The sequence below is a fragment of the Variovorax ginsengisoli genome (assembly GCF_030811835.1).
Lineage (GTDB): Bacteria > Pseudomonadota > Gammaproteobacteria > Burkholderiales > Burkholderiaceae_C > Variovorax > Variovorax ginsengisoli_C.
The window spans coordinates 349658-372093 of sequence record NZ_JAUSRO010000003.1 but is presented as its reverse complement, the minus strand read 5'-3'; the positions used below and the strand labels follow the sequence as shown (position 1 = coordinate 372093).

Annotated in this window: 19 protein-coding genes; 3 read left to right on the top strand and 16 right to left on the bottom strand. The window is 67.3% G+C overall.

Translation table 11 applies throughout. The features are described from left to right. The first annotated feature begins 47 nt into the window (after positions 1-47). Positions 48-854: a TatD family hydrolase gene (locus tag J2W36_RS05975; RefSeq protein ID WP_307688761.1), complete on the top strand. Its 807-nt coding sequence runs from the start codon at positions 48-50 to the stop codon at positions 852-854. Continuing rightward, the gene (locus J2W36_RS05970) at positions 851-1528 is read left to right on the top strand and encodes an ankyrin repeat domain-containing protein (protein ID WP_370869269.1); all 678 of its coding nucleotides are present in this window, start codon (positions 851-853) and stop codon (positions 1526-1528) included. The genes J2W36_RS05975 and J2W36_RS05970 overlap by 4 nt, the downstream gene beginning before the upstream one ends. 38 nt (positions 1529-1566) lie before the next feature. Here J2W36_RS05970 and J2W36_RS05965 read toward each other — a convergent pair whose 3' ends face one another. After that, positions 1567-2775, bottom strand: coding sequence for an MFS transporter (locus J2W36_RS05965; RefSeq protein ID WP_307688760.1), 1209 nt, complete (start codon positions 2773-2775; stop codon positions 1567-1569). A 165-nt stretch (positions 2776-2940) separates the two neighbouring features. On the opposite strand from J2W36_RS05965, the gene J2W36_RS05960 reads away from it, so the two are divergent. Continuing rightward, the gene (locus tag J2W36_RS05960) at positions 2941-4332 is read left to right on the top strand and encodes a GGDEF domain-containing protein (protein WP_307688759.1); all 1392 of its coding nucleotides are present in this window, start codon (positions 2941-2943) and stop codon (positions 4330-4332) included. Positions 4333-4383: 51 nt separating this feature from the next. Here J2W36_RS05960 and J2W36_RS05955 read toward each other — a convergent pair whose 3' ends face one another. The 15 genes from J2W36_RS05955 to J2W36_RS05885 all read right to left on the bottom strand — a co-directional run bounded on the left by J2W36_RS05955 (position 4384) and on the right by J2W36_RS05885 (position 22420). Then, the gene (locus J2W36_RS05955; protein ID WP_370869268.1) at positions 4384-6060 is read right to left on the bottom strand and encodes an ATP-dependent acyl-CoA ligase; all 1677 of its coding nucleotides are present in this window, start codon (positions 6058-6060) and stop codon (positions 4384-4386) included. After that, the gene (locus J2W36_RS05950; protein WP_307688758.1) at positions 6047-6778 is read right to left on the bottom strand and encodes an ABC transporter ATP-binding protein; all 732 of its coding nucleotides are present in this window, start codon (positions 6776-6778) and stop codon (positions 6047-6049) included. Before J2W36_RS05950 ends, J2W36_RS05955 begins: the two co-directional genes overlap by 14 nt. Then, complete coding sequence (locus tag J2W36_RS05945; RefSeq protein ID WP_370869267.1) at positions 6775-8559, bottom strand: branched-chain amino acid ABC transporter ATP-binding protein/permease; 1785 nt, start codon at positions 8557-8559, stop codon at positions 6775-6777. The genes J2W36_RS05950 and J2W36_RS05945 overlap by 4 nt, the downstream gene beginning before the upstream one ends. Next, a complete protein-coding gene (locus J2W36_RS05940; RefSeq protein ID WP_307688757.1) occupies positions 8556-9611 on the bottom strand; it encodes a branched-chain amino acid ABC transporter permease in 1056 nt (351 codons plus the stop codon). The genes J2W36_RS05945 and J2W36_RS05940 overlap by 4 nt, the downstream gene beginning before the upstream one ends. A 40-nt stretch (positions 9612-9651) precedes the next feature. Further along, entirely contained in the window at positions 9652-10815 is a 1164-nt protein-coding gene (locus J2W36_RS05935) for an ABC transporter substrate-binding protein (protein WP_307688756.1), read from the bottom strand. Next, positions 10812-12164 carry an aromatic ring-hydroxylating dioxygenase subunit alpha gene (locus tag J2W36_RS05930; RefSeq protein ID WP_307688755.1) on the bottom strand — a complete coding sequence of 451 codons (1353 nt, stop codon included), beginning with the start codon at positions 12162-12164 and terminating at the stop codon, positions 10812-10814. Before J2W36_RS05930 ends, J2W36_RS05935 begins: the two co-directional genes overlap by 4 nt. 14 nt (positions 12165-12178) lie before the next feature. Further along, positions 12179-13336, bottom strand: coding sequence for an ABC transporter substrate-binding protein (locus J2W36_RS05925; RefSeq protein WP_307688754.1), 1158 nt, complete (start codon positions 13334-13336; stop codon positions 12179-12181). Positions 13337-13435: 99 nt separating this feature from the next. Then, positions 13436-14185, bottom strand: coding sequence for an ABC transporter ATP-binding protein (locus J2W36_RS05920; protein ID WP_307688753.1), 750 nt, complete (start codon positions 14183-14185; stop codon positions 13436-13438). Beyond that, entirely contained in the window at positions 14182-16002 is a 1821-nt protein-coding gene (locus J2W36_RS05915) for a branched-chain amino acid ABC transporter ATP-binding protein/permease (RefSeq protein WP_307688752.1), read from the bottom strand. Before J2W36_RS05915 ends, J2W36_RS05920 begins: the two co-directional genes overlap by 4 nt. Further along, a complete protein-coding gene (locus J2W36_RS05910) occupies positions 15999-17039 on the bottom strand; it encodes a branched-chain amino acid ABC transporter permease (protein ID WP_307688751.1) in 1041 nt (346 codons plus the stop codon). The genes J2W36_RS05915 and J2W36_RS05910 overlap by 4 nt, the downstream gene beginning before the upstream one ends. 22 nt (positions 17040-17061) lie before the next feature. Then, complete coding sequence (locus J2W36_RS05905; RefSeq protein WP_307688750.1) at positions 17062-18213, bottom strand: ABC transporter substrate-binding protein; 1152 nt, start codon at positions 18211-18213, stop codon at positions 17062-17064. Between the two features lie 146 nt (positions 18214-18359). Further along, the gene (locus J2W36_RS05900) at positions 18360-19112 is read right to left on the bottom strand and encodes an SDR family NAD(P)-dependent oxidoreductase (RefSeq protein ID WP_370869266.1); all 753 of its coding nucleotides are present in this window, start codon (positions 19110-19112) and stop codon (positions 18360-18362) included. A gap of 2 nt (positions 19113-19114) precedes the next feature. Continuing rightward, positions 19115-19921, bottom strand: coding sequence for a cyclase family protein (locus J2W36_RS05895; protein ID WP_370869265.1), 807 nt, complete (start codon positions 19919-19921; stop codon positions 19115-19117). A 43-nt stretch (positions 19922-19964) separates the two neighbouring features. Continuing rightward, positions 19965-21236 carry an SDR family NAD(P)-dependent oxidoreductase gene (locus J2W36_RS05890; protein ID WP_307688749.1) on the bottom strand — a complete coding sequence of 424 codons (1272 nt, stop codon included), beginning with the start codon at positions 21234-21236 and terminating at the stop codon, positions 19965-19967. After that, positions 21233-22420, bottom strand: a complete 1188-nt coding sequence (locus tag J2W36_RS05885) for a thiolase family protein (RefSeq protein WP_307688748.1) — start codon at positions 22418-22420, stop codon at positions 21233-21235. The genes J2W36_RS05890 and J2W36_RS05885 overlap by 4 nt, the downstream gene beginning before the upstream one ends. Between the last annotated feature and the right edge of the window lie 16 nt (positions 22421-22436).

Below are 22436 nucleotides of genomic sequence, written 5' to 3'. Positions count from 1 at the left end.
CTGGCGCCCGGCGCAGCAACGCATCCGAACCGCACCCCACCTGACCGATGTTCACCGACTCCCACTGCCACCTGACATTTCCCGAGTTTGCCGACCAGATGCCGGCGATCCGCGCCGCCATGGCCGCCGCGCAGGTCGACCGCGCGCTGTGCATCTGCACCAAGCTCGAAGAGTTCGACGACGTGCAGGCACTCGCCGCACGCTACGACAACTTCTGGGCCAGTGTGGGCGTGCACCCCGACAACGAGGACATCGCCGAGCCTACCCTGGACGACCTGGTGCGCCGCGCAGCGCTGCCCAAGGTGGTCGCCATTGGCGAGACCGGCCTCGACTACTACCAGATGGAAGAACGCAAGGGCGGTCGCACCATCGCCGACATGGAATGGCAGCGGGAGCGTTTTCGCGTGCACATCCGTGCCGCACAGCAGACGGGCAAACCGCTCGTGATCCACACGCGCGAGGCCTCGGCGGACACCTTGGCGATCCTGAAGGAAGAGGGCGAGGACGGCACCGGCGGCGCGGCCGGCGGCGTGTTCCACTGCTTCACCGAGACCGCCGAGGTGGCGCGTGCGGCGCTCGACCTGGGCTTCTACATCTCGTTTTCCGGCATCCTGACCTTCAAGAAGGCGCAGGACATCCGCGACGTGGCCACCTTCGTGCCGCTGGACCGGATGCTGATCGAGACCGACAGCCCCTATCTCGCGCCCGTGCCCTACCGCGGAAAGACCAACAATCCGTCGTACGTGCCCTTCGTTGCGCGCCAGATTGCCGAACTGCGCCAGATTCCTGTGGAGGCCGTTGCGCAAGCCACCAGCACCAACTTCGAGACGCTGTTCAGCAGCGTGAACGCATGACATCACAGCCCACTCGACGATTTCTTTGCCTGGCCGTGCTCGCGGGCGCCTTCATGGGCGCCTCGGTGGCGCATGCCGGCTCTTTCGAGGACTTCTTTCGCGCCGTACGGGCGGACAACGCGAGCGGCGTGCGCACGCTGCTCAACCGCGGCTTCGACCCCAACACGCGCGACGAGAAAGGCCTCACGGGGCTGCTGATCGCGCTGCGAGAGCCGTCACCCAAGGTGATCGACGTGCTGCTCGAGTCGCCGAAGACCGACGTGAACGTGCTCAATGCGAGCGGCGAAAGCGCGCTGATGCTGGCCGCGATCAAGGGTCAGCAGGATCTGGTCACCCAACTGCTCGCGCGCGATGCCGCCGTCAACAAGACCGGCTGGACGCCGCTGCACTATGCGGCCTCCAGCGGGCAGCTCACCATCATCAAGGTGTTGCTCGACAAGTACGCCTTCATCGACGCCCAGTCCCCCAACGGCACCACGCCGCTGATGATGGCGGCGATGTACGGCTCGCCCGAAAGCGTGAAGCTGCTGCTGGAGGAGGGCGCAGACCCCCTGATGAAAAACGAGCTCGGCATGACGGCGCTGGATTTCGCGGTCAAGGGCAAGCGCTCCGACGCCGAACAGATGATCGCCGCAGCCATGCGCGCCAAGTCGCCCAACGCGGGCAAGTGGTGATGGCGTCCGGCTTGCCTGAGCGCAGGCACTGAAAAACTTCAGGGCCTCACGCGGGGACTCCATGCATAGGCCAGCAGGCCGAGCACCAGCGCGAGCGCTGCGGTCGCGAAAATGTTGCCGAATGCCGCCGCCGCGCCAAGCCCTTGCAGGCTGGCGCGCTGTGCGATCCAGCCGAAGCCCCACGAAGCGAGTGCCGCACCGACGAAAACAAAGGTGTTGAGCACGCCCATTGCGCGTCCACGCAGCGCCGCCGGCACCAGCTCGCGGCCGTGCGACATCACGAGCGGATGCACCATGCCGGCAATGCACAAGAGCGACAGCAAGGCCAGATCGACGCCCAGACCGGCCGCTGGCGCCGCCCACAAAGCCAGCGCGGCGAGCACCGACACGCAGACCCATCCCATGATCGTTGACTTGAGGTGGGAACGCCGCATCAGCATCGGCAGCACGAAGGCCGAGCAGAAGCAAGCGACGGTCAGCACCGTGAGACCCAGCCCGCGGCCGCCGGCATCCAGACCGAAGACATCCGACAGGTAAACGCCGCCCCAGGTATTGCGAAACGCCGTGCCGGCGGCCATGGCCACGCACAGCGGAATCAACGTCCAGAGCGGCGCGATGCGCAGCAAGCGCAAGCTGACCAGAACCATGGTGCCGGGCGACTCTGCACGCGCTGCGCTATGACCCTTATCGCGCGCAAAGCGCCACACCCCCCAACAGGCCAGGCCCATCATCGGCACCGAAGCCGCCATGGCTGCGCGCCAGCCCACCGCATGAACGAGCCATCCGAGCGGCGCCGTCGCGCACAGCGCGCCCAGCATGCCGAACGCATTCGAATGGCTCACGGTCCTGGCGTAACGGTGTCCATCGAGGTTTTCCGATGCGTAATGCAGGAGCGCCATGAACACGGGCGCGCAGGCGATACCGAGGCCGACCTGGGCGACCACACCGCCGAGCGGCCCGCGCGCCAGCGAGAACGCAACAGCCGACAGCACGCCCACCGCGAGCAGTGCGGCGGTGGGACGACCGACGCCGTAACGGTCAAAGGCAATGCCCACCGGCAACTGCGCAAAAGCAAACGCCAGGAAAAAACTCGACGACATCGCGCCATATTGCGCAGACGAGAGCCCGAGGTCCAGCTGCAGTTCGGGCGCCATCACGGCCAGGCAACTGCGAAAGAACTGGCTCAGGCCGAAGGCGAAGGTGAGCGCGGTCAACGCCAGCGCGGCGGTGTGAGGAGATTTCTGCATGGGCCGGCGCAGATGATACCTTTGAATAAATAACACAATGTATATTATGTTAAATAATGGAAGTGTCGATGTGAAATTGACACAGCCTTCAAGGTCAACGGACCACTGCCGATAACATCTGCACCGATCCACCTGCCCTGCCACCTGGGCCCGCCCACATCTGCGATGAAAGAAATCCGCCTCAGCTGGAGCCCGGACGTGTCCCATCAGGAACACGACATGCGCAGCTATGGCAATTGGACGCCTTTCGCCGCCGAGCTGCGACGCGACTATGAGATCGTGGCTGAAACGGCCAACGAAATCTTTGGCGAAGGTTCGCACTGGGTCGAGGAGCGTCAGGTTCGCCGGCTGGCGCCCGATCGGTTGGCCGCGCTCGACGACGACCTGCTGACCGGCGAAGCCGCCACCAGCGCGTACGCGCGCCAACTGCAGGCCGGCTTTCGGGGTCTGCGTTTCGAGCCTGCGCTCGAGCAGGAATACGTCACCCATGTGCGCATGGCCCAGCGGCCCGCGGGCATCGTCTGCGGCATCCTCGCCCTGGTGACCTGGTTGCTATTTCTGGCCGCCGACTTCGTGCGCATGGAGCCGAACGAGCACTTCCCGAACTACGCGCGGGACACCTGGGTGATCCTGTCGGGCCGGGTTCTCGTGATCGGGCTGCTGCTGTTCGGGCTGGCCACGAAGCTGTCGCGGCGTCACCTGCACCGGCACCTGACGCTCGATGTGTCCACCGCGCTCAGCCTGCTGCCGATGACGGCCGCTACGGGCATCATCGTGACGCTCTACAAGCTGGAGGGAAAAGCCACGACCGACCTGCCCTTGCTGCTGCTCGTGATGAGCGCGTTCTTTCCGTTGGGATTCGTTTTTCGCCAGGCCTTGTTCGTCGCCTCGGTCGCGGCCCTGCTTGGCGTGCTGCCCGGGATCATCCTGCTGCCGAGCGCGTTGGCCGAAACCCATGAACGGTTGATCGGCATGATGCTGCTGACCACCGTCGTGGCCGGCGTGGGCGGCTATCTGCGCGAACAGTCGCATCGCGAACAGTTTCTGTTGCGCAGCCTGCTGGCCGAGCAGGCCTACCTCGACCCGCTGACCGGCCTGCACAACCGCCGCTGGCTGGATGTGCATATCACCAGCGCTCGCCTGCAAGCGGCCCGTGAGCGCACGGCACTGGCCTTCATTCTGCTCGACATCGACCAGTTCAAGGCCTACAACGACCATTACGGCCATGAAGCGGGTGACGCCGCACTGACGACGGTAGCCAATGTGGTCAACGCCTTCGCCCGCAGGCCGCTCGACGTGGCGAGCCGGCTGGACGGCGACGAATTCGCGCTGCTGCTCTACGACTGCCGCCTGGAGCAGGCTCGGCGGATTGCCGAACAGCTTCGCATCAAACTCAGCGAGGCGGCCGTGCCGCATGCGAGGTCCGACGCCTCGATCCTGACGGCCAGCGTCGCGGCGGTCGAGATCGGGGAGGATGAGAATCCAGACGACATCTACCGCAGGGCCGACCTCATCAAGCGACGGCTCAAGCAGGCCGGTCGCGATCGCGCGTCCTGACGAAATCGATCGCTGATCGCTGAATACTCGCCCATGGTGCAAGCTTCGGCTTCAGGTGGCAGCCGGACGCGGCGCGGCTGCACGCTGCGCGGGTCGGCGTTCGTGGGTCGTCGCCGTCACACCGCGCTCACGCAGCTTGTACTTCTGCACCTTGCCGTTTTCGGTGCACGGCAGTGCGGCGACCACGTCCAGGTAGCGCGGCACGGCGAAGTACGGTAGCCGCGCGGCGCAGAAGTCGAGCAAGGCGTCGGCATCGAACGCGCCGACATGCCGGACCACGACGCTGGCCATGACTTCATCTTCGGCCAGTTCGGAGCGCACCGGGTACACGGCGCAGGACGCCACGCCAGGATGGCTCAGCAGCACCTGCTCGACCTCGAAGGACGAGATGTTCTCGCCGCGGCGCCGGATCGCGTCCTTGATGCGGTCGATGAAGCGGAAGGCGCCATCGGGGTCGCGTACCACGCGGTCGCCGGTATGGAACCACAGGTTGCGCCACGCTTCGACCGTCTTGTCGGGCATGCCAAAGTAACCGCTGGCAAAGGCGTAGGGTTCGTCCGCGCGCAGCAGCAGTTCTCCGGCTTCGCCGTCGGGCAGCGCGGCGTCGTCTTCGTCGGCCACGCGTGCATCGAAGCCCGGTCGCAGCCAACCCATCACGCCGCCCCGCGGGGAATCGGGTGCGGTGGCAATCACAAAATTGGTTTCGGTCGAGCCATAGCCTTCGAGCAACCGCACACCGGTGCGTTCGAGGAAGTCGCGTGCGGCGGCCTGCGGCACGCCCGGTCCGAGCCCTGCCCGTACCCGGTGATCGCGCTCGCCCTCCCCCGGCGGTTGTGCCAACAGGATCGGCACCATCGCGCCGAGCAGGTAGACCACGGTCGCCCCATTGGCGCGCATCGAAGGCCAGAAGCCTGAGGCCGAGAAGCGCGACTCGAAGACCACCTCGCAGCCGGTGAGCGCTGCCTGCGCGAAGGTGTTGAGCGCATTGATATGGAACAGGGGCAGCGTGGTGCAAAGCACATCGTCGGCCCCCACGCCGAGCACCGCTGCGCTGTTCGCGCCCCAGCCGTGGTACTGCGCATGAGGGCAGATCACACCCTTGGCGGGCCCGGTCGTGCCCGAGGTGTAGAGGATGGCCAGCGGGTCGCCGGGTTGCACGGGCGCCGCGTCGACGGCGGCGGGCGCTCCGGCAGAGGCGGCTGACGGCAACGCCTGCACACGCGCGAACTGCACAAGGGTGGCCAGCCCGGCGGGCACGGTGCCGTCCCACGGCCCGATGATCCAGACGGTCTGCAAGGGGCTGCCGGTCCAGTCGACGTCGGCCAACCGCGGCAGCCATTCGGCCGCGATCACCAGCAGACGGGCGGCGCTGTTGCCGAGGAAATAGCCGATCTGCGGGCCCATGGACGCGGTGTTGATCGGCACCACCACCGCACCGTGCCAAGCACTCCCCAGGAACACATCCAGGAACTCGATGCCGTTACCGGTCATGAGCGCAACCCGGTCGCCGCGGACGATGCCGGCCTCGGCCAGCGTCGCTGCGCGCGCGCCTGCAACGCGGGCCGCATCGCGGTGCAACCATTGGTGGCCCGCCACACGCAGCAGCGGACGCTCGCCATACACGGCCGCCTGTCGCTGCAACATCGAAGGCAGCGTGCGCTGTGCCAGGGGGACGTGCGCCAGAGGGGCATGCGCCATGGCCAGCGCGGCAGGCTCAGTCGTCGTCATGCGTACCGCCGCCCAGGTAGGTCGCCTGCACACGAGGGTCTTCGGCCAGATCGTGCGAGGCGCCCGACAGTGCGATCTCGCCCGTCTCCAGCACGTAGCCATGGTCCGAACTCTCCAGTGCCGCACGCGCGTTCTGCTCGACCAGCAGGATCGACACGCCGTCGTTGCGCAGCGTGCGAACGATGCTCAGGATGTCCCGCACGATCAGCGGTGCCAGGCCCAGGCTCGGTTCGTCAAGCATCAGGAGGCGTGGCGACGACATCAGCGCGCGACCGACGGCGAGCATCTGGCGCTCCCCGCCCGAGAGCGTATCGGCGCGCTGCTTGCGTCTTTCGGCCAGCCGCGGAAAGCGGTCGTACACCGACTGCAGCAGGCGCTTCATTGCATCGCCGCGTGGGCGCTTGGCATAGGCGCCCAGTTGCAGGTTGTCGAGCACGGTGAGCTCGCCGAAGAGCTCACGCTTCTCCGGCACCAGGCACAGGCCGCGCTCCACCCGCGATTCGACGTCCAGGCCGTGCAGGTCCTCGCCCTCGAAGCGCAGGGTGCCCTTGCTGGGCAGCAGGCCCATGGCCGCGGCCAGCAGCGTGGTCTTGCCTGCCCCGTTGGGGCCGATCACCGAGATGATCTGGCCATGCCGCAGGTCGAGCGACACGCCGCGCACAGCGTCGACCTGGCCGTAGGACACGTGCAGATCACTGATCTCGAGCATCGCTGTCATACGACGCTCCCCAGGTAAGCCGCCTGCACGCGCTCGTCGGCGCGCACCACGGCTGGCACGCCTTCGACCAGCTTGGAGCCGAAATTCATCACCACGAGGCGGTCCACCAGTTTCATCACGAAGTCCATGTCGTGTTCGACGATGAGGATGGTCACGCCCTCCCCCTGCAGCTTGCGCAGCAGCTCGCCGAGCGCCATCTTTTCCTTGCGGCGCAGGCCCGCGGCGGGTTCATCGAGCACCAGCAGCACGGGGTCGGCCGCCAGCGCGCGCGCGATTTCCAGAATGCGCTGGGTGCCCAGCGGCAGGCTGCCGGCCATTTCGTGCGAGCGATCGCCCAGGCCGATGCGGTCGAGCTGGCGTTGCGCCTCCTGCAACACCTGCTGCTCTTCGGCGCGGTCCAGCCGCAGGCCCGCCTTGAGCACGCCGGCGCCGGTGCGCGCATAGGCACCCAGCGCCACGTTGTCGAGCAGGCTCATGTGGGGGCGCAGCTTGACGTGCTGGAAGGTCCGCGCCAACCCCAGCCGCGCCACCTCGCGCTGCGGCAGTCCGGCGATGTCGCGGTCCATGAAGCGAACCTGGCCCGAGGTCATCGGCATGGTGCAGGTCAGCAGGTTGAACATGGTCGACTTGCCTGCGCCGTTGGGCCCGATCAGGCCCATGATCTCGCCCGCATTCACGTCGAAGCTCACCTCGTTGACGGCGACGAGGCCGCCAAAGCGCTTGACGGCGCCTTTCACCGACAGGATCGGCGTGCCACGCGCGGGCAGCGTGCGCTGCGGCAACGGGGTCACCGGCTGGGCCGGCGCCGCGGCCGGCCGCGCTGCCCAGCGGCCCCGCGTCCAGCGCCGCACGAAGCCCATCAGGCCACCGCGCGCAAAGTGCAGCAGCAGGATGAACGCAGCCGCGAACGCGACGGCTTCGAGTTGGCCCGCGCGCTGCGTGAGGAGCGGCAGCACGTCCTGCAGGCCGTTCTTGAGCATCAGCACCAGTGCCGCGCCCACCAGCGCACCCACCAGCTGGCCCAGCCCGCCGGCCACGGCCATCAGCAGGTACTCGATGCTCGCGCGCACGTCGAAAGGCGACGGGCTCACGAAGCGGTTCATGTGCGCATAGAGCCAGCCCGCCAGGCCTGCGAACAGCGCTGCGGTCACGAACAGCGTCAGCCGTACGCGGTAGGCGTCGGCCCCGACGCTGGCCAGCAACGTCGCGCCGCCGCGCAACCCGCGAATGGCACGGCCGGGCCGCGAGCTCAGCAGGTTGCGGCTGAACAGGAACGCCAGCCCGACCAGCCCCCAGATCAGGTAGTAGATGGCGCGCGGCTCGGCCAGAGACCAACCTGCGATGCGCAACGGCGGAATGTTCGACAGCCCCGTGTGACGCCCGAGCGCCTCGACGTTGCCGAACAGCATCGCGATCGACAGGCCCCAGGCGATGGTGCTGAGCGACAGGAAGTGCCCGCCCAGCCGCAGCGTGAGCATGCCGATGGCGAGCGCCGAAAGTCCCGTGAGGGCGAGCGCGAAGACCAGGCCGATCCATGGCGACATGCCCTGCGTGGTGGTGAGCCAGGCACTGGCATAGGCCGCAATGCCGACAAAGGCAGCCTGCCCGAAGGAGGTCGCGCCGCCGATGCCGGTGAAGAGCACCAGCCCCAGCGCGACCAAGGCGCCGATGCCGACGTCATTGAGCAGCGACACGGTGAAGTTGCCGGCCACCTGGGGCACCAGCGCGAGCAGGAGCACGATGGCTGCGGCCAGGAACATGCGGTTGCGCGGTGTCATCATTCGTCGACCTCGTCCTGTTCTTCCTCTTCATGGCGCGAGAGGTAGGAGCGCAGCATCAGCACCGGAATCAGCAGGCTGAAGACGATCACATCCTTCAGTGCGCCACTCCAGAACGACGCAAAGCTCTCCACCAGGCCCACGGCCAGCGCGCCAAGGGCCGTGATGGGATAGCTCACCAGCCCGCCGATGATGGCGGCGACGAAGGCCTTCAGCCCGATGATGAAGCCCGAGTCGTAGTACATGGTGGTCACCGGCCCGATCAGCACGCCGATCAGCCCCGCGAGCAGCGACGCACTGCCGTAGGCCATCAGGGCGGTGCGTGCCGGCCGGATGCCGACCAGCCGTGCACCCACGCGGTTGACCGCCGTCGCACGCAGCGCCTTGCCGGCCACGGTGCGTTCGAAGACCAGGAAGAACAGCCCGCTCAGCACGATGGCAGAGCCCACCATCAGCAGCACCTGCCCGCTCACCACGAAGCTTTCACCGAGCGTGAAGACGCCGCTGGCCAGTGGCTCGGTGCGCGACCCCTCCGGACCGAAGAACAGCAGCCCCAGCCCCGACAGCAGGAAGTGCAGCGCGAGCGAAACGATCAGCAGCACCAGCACGGACGCATCGGCGATCGGCTGGTACACCACGCGCGCCAGGAGCGGCGTGATCGGCACGATCAGCAGCAGCGTGACCAGGATCTGCACCACTGCAGGCATGCCCGGCCGCGCCGTCAACCATGCAAGGAGGCAGGGCACCAGCGGCAGCACGCCCCATGCGAGCAATGCGTGCGGCATGCGCCGCAACTCGCCACGGCGCCACAGACTGACGAGTTCGGTGGCCGTGGCCAGCGCAGCGAGCACCATCACCAGGCCGATGGTCGGCGGCACGCGGCCCGTCTGGAAGGCCGCGAGCGTGAGCGCCGAGAAGGCGGCCACGTCGCCGAAGGGCACGAAGACCACGCGCGTGACCGAGAAGATCAGTACCAGGCCCAGGCCGGCGAGCAGGTAGACGGAGCCATTGGCCAGCCCGTCCATGGCGAGGATGAGGGCGACATCCCAGCTCATCGGAGCACCCTCCTCGCGCGCGTGCTGTTTGGGCGCCGGGTCAAGGTGCGAGCTTCCACTGGCCGTTGTCGAGCTTGACGATCACGCGTGCGCGCTCGTCCACGCCGTAGAGCGCGCCGGGCTTGAAGTTGTAGACGCCATGCGTGCCCACCACTTCCTTGGTGCTCAGGATCGCATCGCGCAACGCGACGCGGAACTCCGGCGTGCCGGGCGCAGCCTTGGGCATGGCGCGCGCCGCGGCATCGAGGAACACCAGCCAGGCATCGAAGGAATAGGCCGAGAACGCGTCGGTGGTCGGCGCGTTGTTCACCTTCTGGTAGACCGCGCGGAAGTCCAGTGCGATCTTCTTGGTGGGGCTGCCGTCGGGCAGCTGTTCGGCCACGATCACCGGCCCCGTGGGCATCAGCGAACCCTGTGCCGAAGCACCCGCGACCCGCACGAAATCGGGGTTGATGAGACCGTGCTGCCCGTATACGCCGCCCTTGAATCCGCGCTCTGCCAGTGCCAGGAAGGGCAACGCACCCGGCGTGCCGGCACCGCCGGTCATCACGGCGTCGGGCCGCGTGGCGACGATCTTCAGGATTTGCCCGGTCACCGACGAGTCGCCGCGTGCGTAGCGTTCATTGGTGGTGACCTTGATGCCGGCGGCGGGCGCGGCCTTCATGAGCGCGTCGTAGACCAGGTCGCCCCACACGTCGGAAAAGCCGATGTAGCCGACCGTCTTGACGCCATTGCGTTTCATGCGCTCGACCACCGCATCGACCATGAGCTGCGTGGGCTGCGCCACGGTCACGGCCCAGGGGTTCTCGACCGGGTCCCATGAGATGGGCGTGACCGCGATCATCGGCGTCTTGCTCTCGCGGCCGACCTGCGCAATGGCCACCGCCGACGGCGCGCCCGAGGTGCCCATGAGCACGTCCACCTTCTCTTCTTCGACCAGCTTGCGCGCATTGCGACCGGAGGCGGTCGGGTCCGAACCGTCGTCCAGCACGATCAGCTGGATCTTCACCCCGTTGAGTTCGCCCTTGTACGCGAGTGCGGCCTGCATGCCCTTGGCGTAGGGAATGCCGATCGAGGAGTTCGGGCCGGACAGCGAGGTGCTGAGGCCGACCTTGAGGTCGGCAGCCAGTGCCGTGGTCGCCACTGCGACGGCCAGCGCCGCTGTCAGCGCGCCGCGCGTCAAGGTCGGGATCAGGTGCTTCATGTCGTAACTCCTCGGGGGTTGAGTGAAAGGGAGGTGCCGGGCGCCATGAAGCGCGCCCACGCACGGAACTGGTTGCGCATCAACAGTTCATTGGTGCCGTTGGTGGTGACCGTGCCCTGGCCGAGCTCGGCCGGGTCGAAGTCGCGGTGCAGGCTGACCCAGTCGTTGCCATCGGCATGCAGGCCGCGCTGCATGCTCTCGAACAGATGCAGGTCGTCGTGCGCGACCACCGACATGGGCGAGAACACCAGACGGTTGTAGGTCATGGCGCGCTGGAACATCACTTCCGGCGCGCCGGCCGCGCGAAAGCTCCAGGCTTCGATGAGCGTTCGGTCGGCAGCCAGCGGCCGGATCACGCGGATGGCTTGCGGCGAGCCCTTGACCGACAGGCTCGGATAGAACACCGCGTTCTGCGGCGAGCGCTCCAGGATGTCGGCCGCGCGCGCCTCGCCGTGTGCCTTGCGCATCGCGGCCTCGTACGCGGGCAGCTGCGCATAGTTCGAATGGATGCTGAAGTGGATGCCCAGGATGCTGTGGCCATTGGCGAACACACGTGCGCCCATCCTGTCGAAGAAGTCGTAGCCCGCGCCGAAGGGCAGGATCTGCTCCATGGCCATCGGCTTGGGCGCATCGGCATCCCGCCCCTGCGCCTGCCACACCGACTTGGCAGCCTGCGTGGCCGATTCGTGCGTGGACATCGGATGCACCGTGTCGTTGATGTTCTCCAGGTACATCTTCCAGTTGCAATGGACGATGCTGCGCAACACGCCGCCACCCACGGTGAGGCGGCCTTCGGGCGAGCGGTCGACCATGTTGTCGATGGCCTGCTTGACGTCGCCGAAGTAGCTGTCGAAGTCGACGCCCTCCTCGGCCAGGCGCACGAACACGAAGTCGCGGTAGACCACCGTGTTCCTGACCTCGACCAGGCCCTGGCCCGATTCGCACTCGGCCAGACGCGTGCCCTCGTAGCCGCTCTTGAGCGGCATGGCGAGCGGCGCACCGTCCAGCTTGTAGGTCCACGCGTGGTAAGGGCAGCGGAAGAACTTGCCGGCGTTGCCGCTTTCGTCGGTCACCAGGCGACTGCCCTTGTGGGCGCAGCGGTTGTAGAAAACGCGCACCCGGCTGTCGGCCTGCCTTACCAGCATCACCGGCTTGCCTGCGAGGTCGAGCGCCCAGTAGTCGCCCGCGTTCGGCACCTGGCTGGCGTGGCCTGCGTAGAGCCAGCTGTTGGCGAACAGGCGCTCCTGTTCGAGCGCGAACAGTTCGTCGCTGAGGTAGAGGTCGCGGTGGACGCGATCGTTCTCGACCAGTGCGGCGACGGCTTCGGGGTGGTCGCGGTAGGTGGTCATGTCAGTGGCCCATGCTAGGGCGCCAGCTTCCACTGACCCTTTTCCATCTTGACCATGACGACCGCGCGCTTGTCCGACCCGTAGCGATCGTCGACCTTGAAGTTGTAGACGCCGTGCGTGCCCACCAGCTCCTTGGTGCTCATGATCGCGTCGCGCAAGGCCGTACGGTAGGCCGGCGTGCCCGGCTCTCCCTTGGCGCGCTTGGCGGCATCGCCAAGCAACAGGTACGAGTCGTAGGTGTACGACGAGAAGGCATCGTTCGGCATCGCGCCGTTGGCCTTCTGGTAGGCGCTGCGGAAGTTCATCGACACCGCGCGGATCGGGTTGTCCGCCGGCAGTTGGTCGGCCACCAGCACCGGACCGCTGGGCACCTGCAGGCCGTCGATGGACGTACCGCCCACACGCACGAAGTCGGCGTTGATCAGGCCGTGCGTGCCGTAGAGCTGGCCTTTGTAACCACGCTCGGCCAGCGCCAGGTAAGGCAGCGCACCCGGTGTGCCGGAGTTGCCTGCGAACACCGCATCGGGCCGCAGCGCCGCGATCTTGAGTACCTGTCCCGTGACCGAGGCGTCGGCGCGCGCATAGCGTTCGTTGGCCACGATCTTGATGCCGACCGCGTCGGCACTCTTCTTGAGCGAGTCGTAGGCCAGGTCACCCAGGGCATCGGAGAAGCCGATGAAGGCCACCGTCTTCACGCCGGCCTTCTGCATGCGCTCGACCACGGCCGACACCATCAACGGGAAGGACTGCGACACAGTCACCGTCCAGGTATCGGCGCCGCCGGGGATGGTCACCGGCGTCGGCGAAATCAGGGGCACGTTCAGTTCCTTGGCAACGGCCGCGATCGCCATGGCGCCCGGCACGCCCGAGGTGCCGATCAGCACGTCGACCTTGTCTTCCACCACGAGCTTGCGTGCATTGCGGCCGGCGGTGGTCGGGTCCGACGCGTCATCGAGCACGATCAGCTGCACCTTGTGACCGGCCAGTGACGGGTTCTCGGCGATGGCGGCCCGGATGCCTTTCTCGTAGGGAATGCCCAATGCCGAGACGGGCCCGGAGAGCGAACTGATGAACCCGATCTTCAGGTCGGCGGCGCTGGCGGCGGCCGACAGGCCCGCGGTCAGGCCCAGCGCGAGACCCAGTGCAATGGCGGTGCGGTTCAAGGGCTTCATGGACATCCTTCGGTTGGTGTATGAGATTTGAAAAATTGAGGTGTCAAGCAATTGGGCGCAAGGGGACGAAGTGTTCGGGGCCGGGTCAGTGCGTGGCCTTCATCCGGCCAGGCGGTCCTGGTGCTTGCCGGCCAGGCCGAGGTAAGCCTCCACCACGCGCGGGTCTCGCGCCAGTTCCGCCGCGGGGCCCTGTATCGTGATCGCGCCGGTTTCCAGCACATAGGCATGGTCGGCCACCTGCAACGCGGCCCGCGCGTTCTGCTCGACCAGGAGGATCGACACGCCGCGCGCGCGCAGCGCCGCGATGATGCGGAAGATCTCGCGCACGATGAGGGGCGCCAGGCCCAGGCTGGGCTCGTCGAGCATCAGCAGGCGTGGCCTGGCCATGAGCGCGCGGCCGATGGCGAGCATCTGGCGCTCGCCACCCGACAGCGTGCCGGCAAGTTGCTCACGGCGCTCCTGCAACCGCGGAAAGAGCATGTAGACCTCGTCGAGCGTCTGCAGGCTGTCGCGCAGCCCGCGCCGGTGGCGGTCGAAAGCACCCAGCAGCAGGTTGTCCTGCACGCTCATGCCCGCAAAGAGCTCGCGCTTCTCGGGCACCAGCGTCATGCCGGCGCGCACCATCTGCTCGACCTGGGGCGAACGATGCACCGTGCCGTCGAGCACGATCTCGCCACGCGATGGCAACACGCCCATCACGGCGGAGAGCAGCGTCGTCTTGCCCGCACCGTTCGGTCCGATCACGGTCACGATGTGGCCGGTGCGGACCTCAATGTTCGCCTTCACCAACGCGTCGACCTTGCCGTACGACACGGTCAGGTCGCGCACTTCAAGCACCTTGTCGCTCATGCGTCCACCCCGCCCAGATAAGCTTCGAGCACCGCCGGGTTCTTCTGCACCTCGTCGGGCAGCCCCTCGGCAATCTTCTGGCCGAAATCCATGACGACCACGCGGTCCACCAGTCCCATCACGAAGTCCATGTCGTGCTCCACCAGCAGAATCGCCATGCCTTCGTCGCGCAGCTTGCGCAGCAGTTCGGCCAGCGCGACCTTCTCCTGCAGGCGCAGGCCGGCGGCGGGTTCGTCGAGCAACAGCAGGCTCGGATCGCTGGCAAGCGCACGGGCGATCTCCAGCGTGCGCTGCTGGCCCAGGGCCAGTGAGCCTGCGTCGTCGAACATGTGCGCTTCCAGGCCCACGCGCCGAACCTGATGCGCGGCCTCTGCCATCAGGCGGGCTTCTTCGGCGCGGTCGAGCCGCCAGGCCGAAGCCAGCACGCCGCGCCGTCCGCGCAGGTGCGCGCCGATGGCCACGTTCTCCAGCACACTCATTTCGGGCAGCAGCCGCACGTGCTGAAAGCTCCGGCTCAGGCCCAGCCGCGCAATGGCGCGCGAGCCGCGGCCGGTGATCGGCGCGCCCTGGAACAGCACCTGTCCGGAGGTCGGCGTGTCCACGCCCGACAACTGGTTGAACATGGTGCTCTTGCCCGCGCCATTCGGGCCGATCAGCGCGAGGATTTCTCCGGCATGCACGGTCAGGTCCATCGCGTTGTTGGCCACCAGGCCGCCGAAGCGTCGCGTGACGGCGCGCGCCTCCAGGACGACTTGCCCGCGCGGCAGCATGGCACGCCGCGGCAGCGGCTCAATGGCTGTCGACAAGGCCCGTGCACCCGCAGGCCGGCGCTTCTTCGGTCCGGGCAGCCAACGCGTCAGCACGCCCCACAGCCCGGTACGCGAACGCTGCAGCAGCAGGATCAGCAGTGCACCGAAGACGATCATCTCGAAATTGCCGGTGCGGCCCAGCAGGCCGGGCAGCAGGTCCTGCAACCATTGCTTGAGCACGGTGATCACGCCTGCGCCCAGCAGGGCACCCCACACCTGGCCGGCACCGCCGACGACGGCCATGAACAGGTAGTCGATGCCGTACTGCAGGCTGAAGGGCGACGGGTTCACGAAGCGCTGGAGGTGGGCGTACAGCCAGCCGGACGCACAGGCTTGCAACGCGGCGATGACGAAGATCACCATGCGCGAACGCGAAGTGTTCACGCCCATCGCCTCCGCCATGACGACGCCGCCGCGCAGCGCACGGATCGCCCTGCCCTGGCGCGAGTCGAGCAGGTTCTGCGTGGTGAGCGCGGCAACCAGCACGAACGCCCAGATCAGGTAGTACATCTCGTTGGCGGTCTGCAGCGGATGGCCGAACAGCGCGATCGGCGGAATGCCAGACAACCCGGTCTGGCCCCCCAGGCGATCGAAGGTGCCGAACAGGTAGTACAGGCTCAGACCCCAGGCAATGGTGCCCAGCGGCAGATAGTGGCCCGACAGCCGCAGCGTGAGCGCGCCCAGCACCATGGCCACGCCCAGGGTGAGCAGCAGGCCGGCGAGCAGTGCGATCCAAGGCGAATGCTGCATCCACGACAGCGCCGCAGGCAACGCGATGACACCGGTCGACAGTGCCGCCGTGGTGTACGCACCCACGCCCACGAAGGCCGCCTGGCCGAAACTGGTGAGCCCGCCCACGCCCGTGAGCAGGAGCAGCCCGAGGGCAACCAGTCCGTACAGCCCGATGTAGTTCAACAGCGTGACGTAGAACGGCGGCACCACCAGCGGCGCCACACAGAGCAGGAGCACGAAGACGACGAGCGCCATCGGCACGACAGGCGCCTTCATTCCTCGTCCTCCACATGCTTGCTGGTCAGTGACAGCCACAGCAGCACCGGAATGATCAGCGTGAACACGATGATCTCCTTGTATGTGCTGGCCCAGAAGGCCGAGAAGGCCTCGATCAGGCCGACGACGACGGCGCCCGCCGCGGCCAGCGGATAGCTCACCAGGCCGCCGATAATCGAACCCACGAAGCCCTTCAGGCTGATGATGAAGCCCGAGTCGTAATAGATGGTGGTCATCGGTGCGATGAGCACGCCCGACATCGCGCCGATCAGCGCAGCCAGGAAGAAGGTCGCCTTGCCGGCGAACACCGGTGAAATGCCCATGAGCCGGGCGCCCATGCGGTTCATCGCCGCGGCGCGCAAAGCCTTGCCGTACAGCGTTCGGCCGAACAGGAGGTACAGCGCACCGATCAGCAGGAGCGCCACCGCAATGACGCACAGCGTCTGTGCCTTGATGCGAACGCCGCCGATCTCCAGCACGGCGTCGACCAGCGGCGTGGTGCTCGCGCCGCCCGGGCCGAACACCAGCAGGCCCACGCCCACCATGGACACATGCAGCGCAATCGACACGATCAGCAGCACCAGCGCGGGCGCGTCGGCGATCGGCTGGAAGACCAGCCGGTACAGCAATGGCCCCATCGGTACCAGCAGCGCGAGCGTGAACGCGATCTGCAGCGGCATGGCCAGGGTGGCCAGCGGCAACCGGTACATCAGCAGCACCATCAGCGCCGGGTAGGCCAGTTTGCCCGCGAACAGCCATCGCAACGGCACCGCGCGTTCGCTGCGCATCAGGTGCTGCGCGACGTCGACCGCGGCCGAACCCAGGCACAGCCCGACCAGCAGCCAGACCACTGCACTCGGCTGGCCGGCCTGGATCGCGGCCATGGTCAGCGCGCCATAGGCAACGAATTCACCTTGGGGAATCAGGAGCACGCGCGTCACCGTGAAGACCAGCACGATCGACAGCGCAAGCAGCGCATAGATGGCGCCGTTGGTGATGCCGTCCTGGCCCAGGAGCACTGCGATCTGGAGGTTCATGCGGTTGCGCGCTCCGTGCCCGTTACTTCAGCAGCTTCCAGCCGCCGTCCTTGACCGTGATGAGCTCGCGGCCCCGGTCGTCGAAGCCGCTGTGGTCGGCCGGCGTCATCGTGTAGACACCCTGCGTGGCCACCAGCTCCTTGGTTTGTTCCAGTGCGTCGCGCAGCGCGGCGCGGAATTCCTTGGTGCCTGGCTTGGCCTTTTGCGCGGCAATCGGAATCGCCTTCTGCAGCAGCAGACCGGCGTCGTACACGTTCGCGCCAAAGGTCGCGGGCTTGCTGCCGTTGAGTTTCTCGTAGGCGGCGATGTAGTCCATCGCCATTTTCTTGGACGGGTTGCTGTCGGCGATCTCGGGCAGCACCAGCATCAGGCTGGCCGCCAGGATGGTGCCTTCGACCTTCTTGCCGCCCAGACGCAGGAAGTCGGGCAGCGCGGCGCCGTGCGTCTGGTAGATCTGGCCCTTGTAGCCCTGGTCGACCAGCGTGGTCTGGGGCAGTACGGTCGGACCGCCCGCAGCCGCAACGAGCACCGCATCGGGGCTGGCCGACAGCACCTTCAGGCTCTGCGCCGTCACCGAGGTGTCGGTGCGCAGGAAGCGTTCGGTCGCCACGATCTTGATACCGTGGCGCGCCGTGAGCTCGCCCACCACCTTGACCCAGTTCTCGCCATACGGATCGTTCAGTGCAATCAGGCCCAGCGTCTTGACCTTGGCCTTGACCATCTGCTCGACCAGCGCCTTGGCGATGATGTCGTCGTTCTGCGTGGTCTTGAAGACCCATTTCTTGGGCTCCGTCATCGGCAGCACGACCGCGGCCGTGCCCACGGGCGCGAGCATGGGCACACCGGCGTCGGCCACGAACTGGATCACGCCCATCGCATTGGGTGAGCCGCTCGGGCCGATGAGCGCGTCGATGTTCTGCTCGCTGATGAGCTTCTTCACCTCGGTCACCGAGTTGGTCGGATCGCTGGCGTCGTCGCGCGAGATGTATTCGACCGTAATGTCGCCGATCTTGGTCGGCAGCAGCGGCACCGTGTTCTTCTGCGGAATGCCGACCAACGCCGTTGGACCGGTCGACGAAGTGACCACGCCGATCTTCACCTGCGCGAGAACGGGCGCCCCGAAGGCGGCGGCAAGTGCCAGTGCGACGAGAGACTGAAGAGGCTTGAAGGACATGACAAAACTCCGGGGTTGGAACAAAGAGGCTTGCGGCACAGGGCAAGGTCGAGAATCGATGGCACCCGCACCGCAGCGGTCAGGCAGGCTGAGCATCAAGAAACGGGCCAGCATGCGGCGGGTGTGTGGCAGGCGGGGCATCGGGATCAGAGCGCGAGGCTGCCTACGCTGGTGCCACCGCACACATACAGCACCTGGCCCGTGACGAAGCCGTTGTCCGCGTCGGCGAAAAAGCCCACCGCACGCGCCACGTCGGCCGACTCACCCAGGCGCTTGACGGGGACCGACGCGGCCAACGCACGTTCCTTGTCGCTGCCCGCTTCCACCACGTCGTAGAACATGTCGGTGCGGATGGGCCCCGGGGCCACCACGTTCACCGTGATGCCGTCGGCGGCGAGCTCGAGCGCCCAGGTGCGCGCCATGCCCAGCATGCCGGCCTTGGTTGCGGAATAGGCGGTGCGCGTGGCCAGGCCGACCGCTGCGCGCGACGACATCAGCACGACGCGGCCGAAACGCTGCGACCGCATGTGCGGCAACGCGGCCTGCACCAACCGCACGGCACAGCCCAGGTGCAGTTCGACCAGCGCGTCGAGGTCGGACAGCTTCACGTCGGCCAGCAAAGCCGGCCGGATGACACCTGCGTTGTGCACCACCGTATCGACGTCGAAGCGGCGCACCAGCTCGCTCGCTGCTGCGGCGGTGGCTTCGCGGTCGCCGAGATCGACCTCAATGCTGTGCAGGCGGGGATGGTCGAGGGCTGCCTTGCGGCGGGACAGCGACACCACTTCATAGCCCTTGGCCAGCAGGTCTTCACAAATGGCCTGGCCGATGCCGGCGCTGCCGCCGGTGACGGCCGCCACGCGTCGTCGGCCTTCGGCGCTCCCAGTCATGGCAGCCATCGTTACGCGCCTCCCACCAGTGCAAGGACGCGCAACGGGCTGCCACTGCCCTTCTGGATCTTCAGCGGCGGGCAGATCAGCACCGCACCGGCGGGCGGCAGCAGGTCGAGGTTGCACAGGCATTGAAGGCCGTAGCGGCCGGCGCCGTGCATGTAGTAGTGGCACGGGTACGGTGGGCGCAGGTGGTAGCCCTGGCCGGCGTCGGTGCCGATGGCCTCGGAACCGAAGCCCAGCACGTCGCGCTGCTCGACCAGGAATCGCACCGCCTCGGTGCCGGGGCCGGGCGTGTGCTGGCCGGTCTCGTCGAAGTTCTGGTAGGCCTCAGGGTCTTGCCGCTTGGACCAGTCGGTGCGCATCAACACCCAGGCGCCCTTGGGAATGCGGCCATGCGTAGCTTCATAGGCGTGGATGTCGTCGAGCGTGAGGAGGTAGTCCGGGTCGGCCGTGGCCTCGGCCGAGCAATCGATGACGCACGCCGGTGCGACGAAGTTCTGCACCGGGATGGTGTCGACCGAGTTGTTCGGCAGATCGCGCCCGGAGATCCAGTGGATCGGCGCATCGAAGTGCGTGCCCGTGTGCTCGCCGCACGAGAAGTTGTTCCAATACCAGCCCGGTCCGCGCTCGTCGTACTTCGACACCTCCTCGATGCGAAATGGCCAGCACTGCCCCATCTCGGGCGGCAAAGCGATCTGCGGGAACTCGGGCGTGAGGGTCTGCGTGAGGTCGATCACGCGGATGCGTCCGCTGCTCAGCGCGCCCACCAGGCCGCCGAGGATCTCGGCGGTGGACATCAGGTCGGTCGTCATCATCTCAAGCTCCTGTCTCTGTTCGAGGAATGCCGCGGAAGGCGCGTCATGGCTGCGACAGCTCGCGTTCGAGCACCTTCGGGTTGTCGCGCCAGCGCTCGAGCCATTCCTGCGCGACGTCGCCCGGGTAGATGTCCTCGACCCCGTCGCGCAGCGCCTTGACGATCGCATTGGCGAGCGTCTCGGGTGCGAGCTTGGGCGGCGGCACATGCTGGTTCCAGTCGTCGTCGATCGGCCCGGGAAACACGTTGATCACGCGGATGCCGGCGGGCCGCATTTCAGCGCGCAGGCACTGCGACAGCGACAGCGCTGCGGCCTTCGATGCGCTGAAGGTGCCGTGCGGCGGAAAGTTGCTCAGTGCATAGACCGACAGCAGGTTGACCCAGGCCGTTGCGCCCGTTTCGCCGTCGGCCGCGCGCCCCTTGAGCGCCGGGCCGAACTCCTGCGCCAGGCGCAGCAGGCCGAAGTAGTTGATGTCCATCTCGGCGCGCGCGGCATCGGTGCCGCGCCGCGCACCGATGCCGAACGTGCGATGCACCTCGGCGTTGTTGATCACGATGTCGACCTTGCCGCCGATCGAGCCCGCGAGTTCGGTCACTTGGCGGCCGTTCGTCAGGTCGAGCGGCACCAGCGTGACCTGCGGCAGCGCCGAGAGGTCGTCGAGCCCGCCGGTTTTCTTCCAGGGCTCGGCATGGCCGACCCACACGATGTCGGCACCGGCCTTCACCAGCGCGCGCACCAGCGCCTGGCCGACGCCGGTCTTGCCATCGGTCACCAGCACCTTTCGGAATTTCGGATCACTGGTCATTTCGCGCAGCATCTTGTCGTCGGCCATGTGGACGCTCCCTTCGTTCGGAAAACCAATGAGGACGGCCTGCCCGGCGCGGTCGAGCCGCGCACCGACGCGCACCCGGGTGGGTACCTTTGCGGCTTCGGCGGCCTCCGGTTCAGTGACCTCGCCGTGCATGTGCACCATGAGGGTGGGCCCGGCGTCCAGATGCACCAGGCCGAGCCGCCAGGGCAGCCGCTCGCGGAAGTAGAGGTCGTTGCTGTGGTGCAGGGTGGTGGTGGCGAGCAGCGCTCCCTCCCCGCTCTGTTCGCGCCAGCGCAACCGCACCGACAGGCAACGGTGGCAGACCTCGCGCGGCGGGTATTGCACGGCGCTGCAGTCGTCGCAGACCTGCAGCTCGAAGCGGCCCTCGGCGGCCGCCGCCGTGATGCCGAGCGCGACGCGCCCACGGGCCCACGGTGGCAGGTTCATCTGCCGGGTGCGGAGCACCGGATTCTTGCGCGGCGGATGCATGAGCGGCATGGTCATGACAACGCCTCCCCCCGGCCGAGGATCACGGCGCCGGTGCACAGGCAGCGGTCGTAGGTGACCATGCCGAAGCCCGCCACCAGGCCCAGTTGCGCGCCGGGCACGGCGCGCGCGCCAGCGTCGTCGGTCAGCTGCCGCAGCGCTTCGGTCATGCCGAGAAAGCCGCCCGCCGCGCCGGCCTGGCCGGCCGAGAGCTGGCCGCCACTGGTGTTGTTCGGGAAGCTGCCGTCGTGCGTCATGGTGTGGGCGCGCACGAAGGCCGGGCCTTCGCCTTTCTCACAAAAGCCGAGGTCCTCGAACTGCATCATCACGATCACCGGGTAGTCGTCGTAGGTCTGGACGAAGTCGATGTCCGCAGGCTGCACGCTGGCCTGCGCATACAGGTCTGCGCGGTCCACGCGCCAACCACCACGCACCATGATCGGGTCGTCGGCATAGGCGTTGTGGCGTTCGATGGCACCGTGGATCAGCGCATGCCGCAGCCCCAGGTCGCGGGCGCGTTCTTCGCTCATCACCAGGAACGCCTCGCCGCCCGCGCAGGGCATGACACAGTCGAACAGGTGGATCGGGTCGGAGATCGGGCGTGCGGCCATGTAGGCGTCGAGCGTGAGCGGCTTGCTGAACATCGCATGCGGGTTCTTGAGCGCGTTGCTGCGCTGGTCGACGGCGATGCGGCCGAAATCTTCGCGCCGCGCGCCGAAGGTGCGCATGTAGTTCGCGGTGATGAAAGCGAACACCGAGTTCGGCCCGCCCGCGCCATAGGGATAGGTTGCGTCGCGCGAAAAGTTGCTGAAGCTGCCCAGCGTCTGGCGGAACGAGTCGACATGGTTGGTGTCGGCCGCCACGCAGGCCACCACGTCGGCGTCGCCGGATTGCACCGCACGCGCCGCGCGGCGCAGGCACATCACGCCCGATGCACCGCCGGTGGGCACATGGTCCAGCCAGCGTGGCGACAGGCCCAGGTGCTGCGTCAGGCCGACGGCGGTGTCGGGCGCGAGCGAGAAGCTGCTCACGCACAGGCCGTCGATCTGCGCCTTGTCCAGGCCGCTGCCCTGCACCAGCGCGTCGACGGCCCGGCCGAGGAACCAGTGGGCGGTTCGTGTCGAGTAGCGTTCGTACGGCACGGTCACGGGCACGGCCACGGCCACGCCTTCGTAGGACTGGCGGCGTCGGGTCGTCGTCATGCCTGTGATTCCATCG

Coding starts and splice junctions, on each gene's coding strand:
- J2W36_RS05910 (WP_307688751.1), bottom strand. CDS start 17,039: ATGAACCTCCAGATCGCAGTGCTCCTGGGCCAGGACGGCATCACCAAC.
- J2W36_RS05905 (WP_307688750.1), bottom strand. CDS start 18,213: ATGTCCTTCAAGCCTCTTCAGTCTCTCGTCGCACTGGCACTTGCCGCC.
- J2W36_RS05965 (WP_307688760.1), bottom strand. CDS start 2,775: ATGCAGAAATCTCCTCACACCGCCGCGCTGGCGTTGACCGCGCTCACC.
- J2W36_RS05940 (WP_307688757.1), bottom strand. CDS start 9,611: ATGAGCTGGGATGTCGCCCTCATCCTCGCCATGGACGGGCTGGCCAAT.
- J2W36_RS05895 (WP_370869265.1), bottom strand. CDS start 19,921: ATGATGACGACCGACCTGATGTCCACCGCCGAGATCCTCGGCGGCCTG.
- J2W36_RS05890 (WP_307688749.1), bottom strand. CDS start 21,236: ATGACCATGCCGCTCATGCATCCGCCGCGCAAGAATCCGGTGCTCCGC.
- J2W36_RS05955 (WP_370869268.1), bottom strand. CDS start 6,060: ATGACGACGACTGAGCCTGCCGCGCTGGCCATGGCGCATGCCCCTCTG.
- J2W36_RS05950 (WP_307688758.1), bottom strand. CDS start 6,778: ATGACAGCGATGCTCGAGATCAGTGATCTGCACGTGTCCTACGGCCAG.
- J2W36_RS05925 (WP_307688754.1), bottom strand. CDS start 13,336: ATGAAGCCCTTGAACCGCACCGCCATTGCACTGGGTCTCGCGCTGGGC.
- J2W36_RS05960 (WP_307688759.1), top strand. CDS start 2,941: ATGAAAGAAATCCGCCTCAGCTGGAGCCCGGACGTGTCCCATCAGGAA.
- J2W36_RS05945 (WP_370869267.1), bottom strand. CDS start 8,559: ATGATGACACCGCGCAACCGCATGTTCCTGGCCGCAGCCATCGTGCTC.
- J2W36_RS05975 (WP_307688761.1), top strand. CDS start 48: ATGTTCACCGACTCCCACTGCCACCTGACATTTCCCGAGTTTGCCGAC.
- J2W36_RS05885 (WP_307688748.1), bottom strand. CDS start 22,420: ATGACGACGACCCGACGCCGCCAGTCCTACGAAGGCGTGGCCGTGGCC.
- J2W36_RS05930 (WP_307688755.1), bottom strand. CDS start 12,164: ATGACCACCTACCGCGACCACCCCGAAGCCGTCGCCGCACTGGTCGAG.
- J2W36_RS05900 (WP_370869266.1), bottom strand. CDS start 19,112: ATGGCTGCCATGACTGGGAGCGCCGAAGGCCGACGACGCGTGGCGGCC.
- J2W36_RS05920 (WP_307688753.1), bottom strand. CDS start 14,185: ATGAGCGACAAGGTGCTTGAAGTGCGCGACCTGACCGTGTCGTACGGC.
- J2W36_RS05915 (WP_307688752.1), bottom strand. CDS start 16,002: ATGAAGGCGCCTGTCGTGCCGATGGCGCTCGTCGTCTTCGTGCTCCTG.
- J2W36_RS05970 (WP_370869269.1), top strand. CDS start 851: ATGACATCACAGCCCACTCGACGATTTCTTTGCCTGGCCGTGCTCGCG.
- J2W36_RS05935 (WP_307688756.1), bottom strand. CDS start 10,815: ATGAAGCACCTGATCCCGACCTTGACGCGCGGCGCGCTGACAGCGGCG.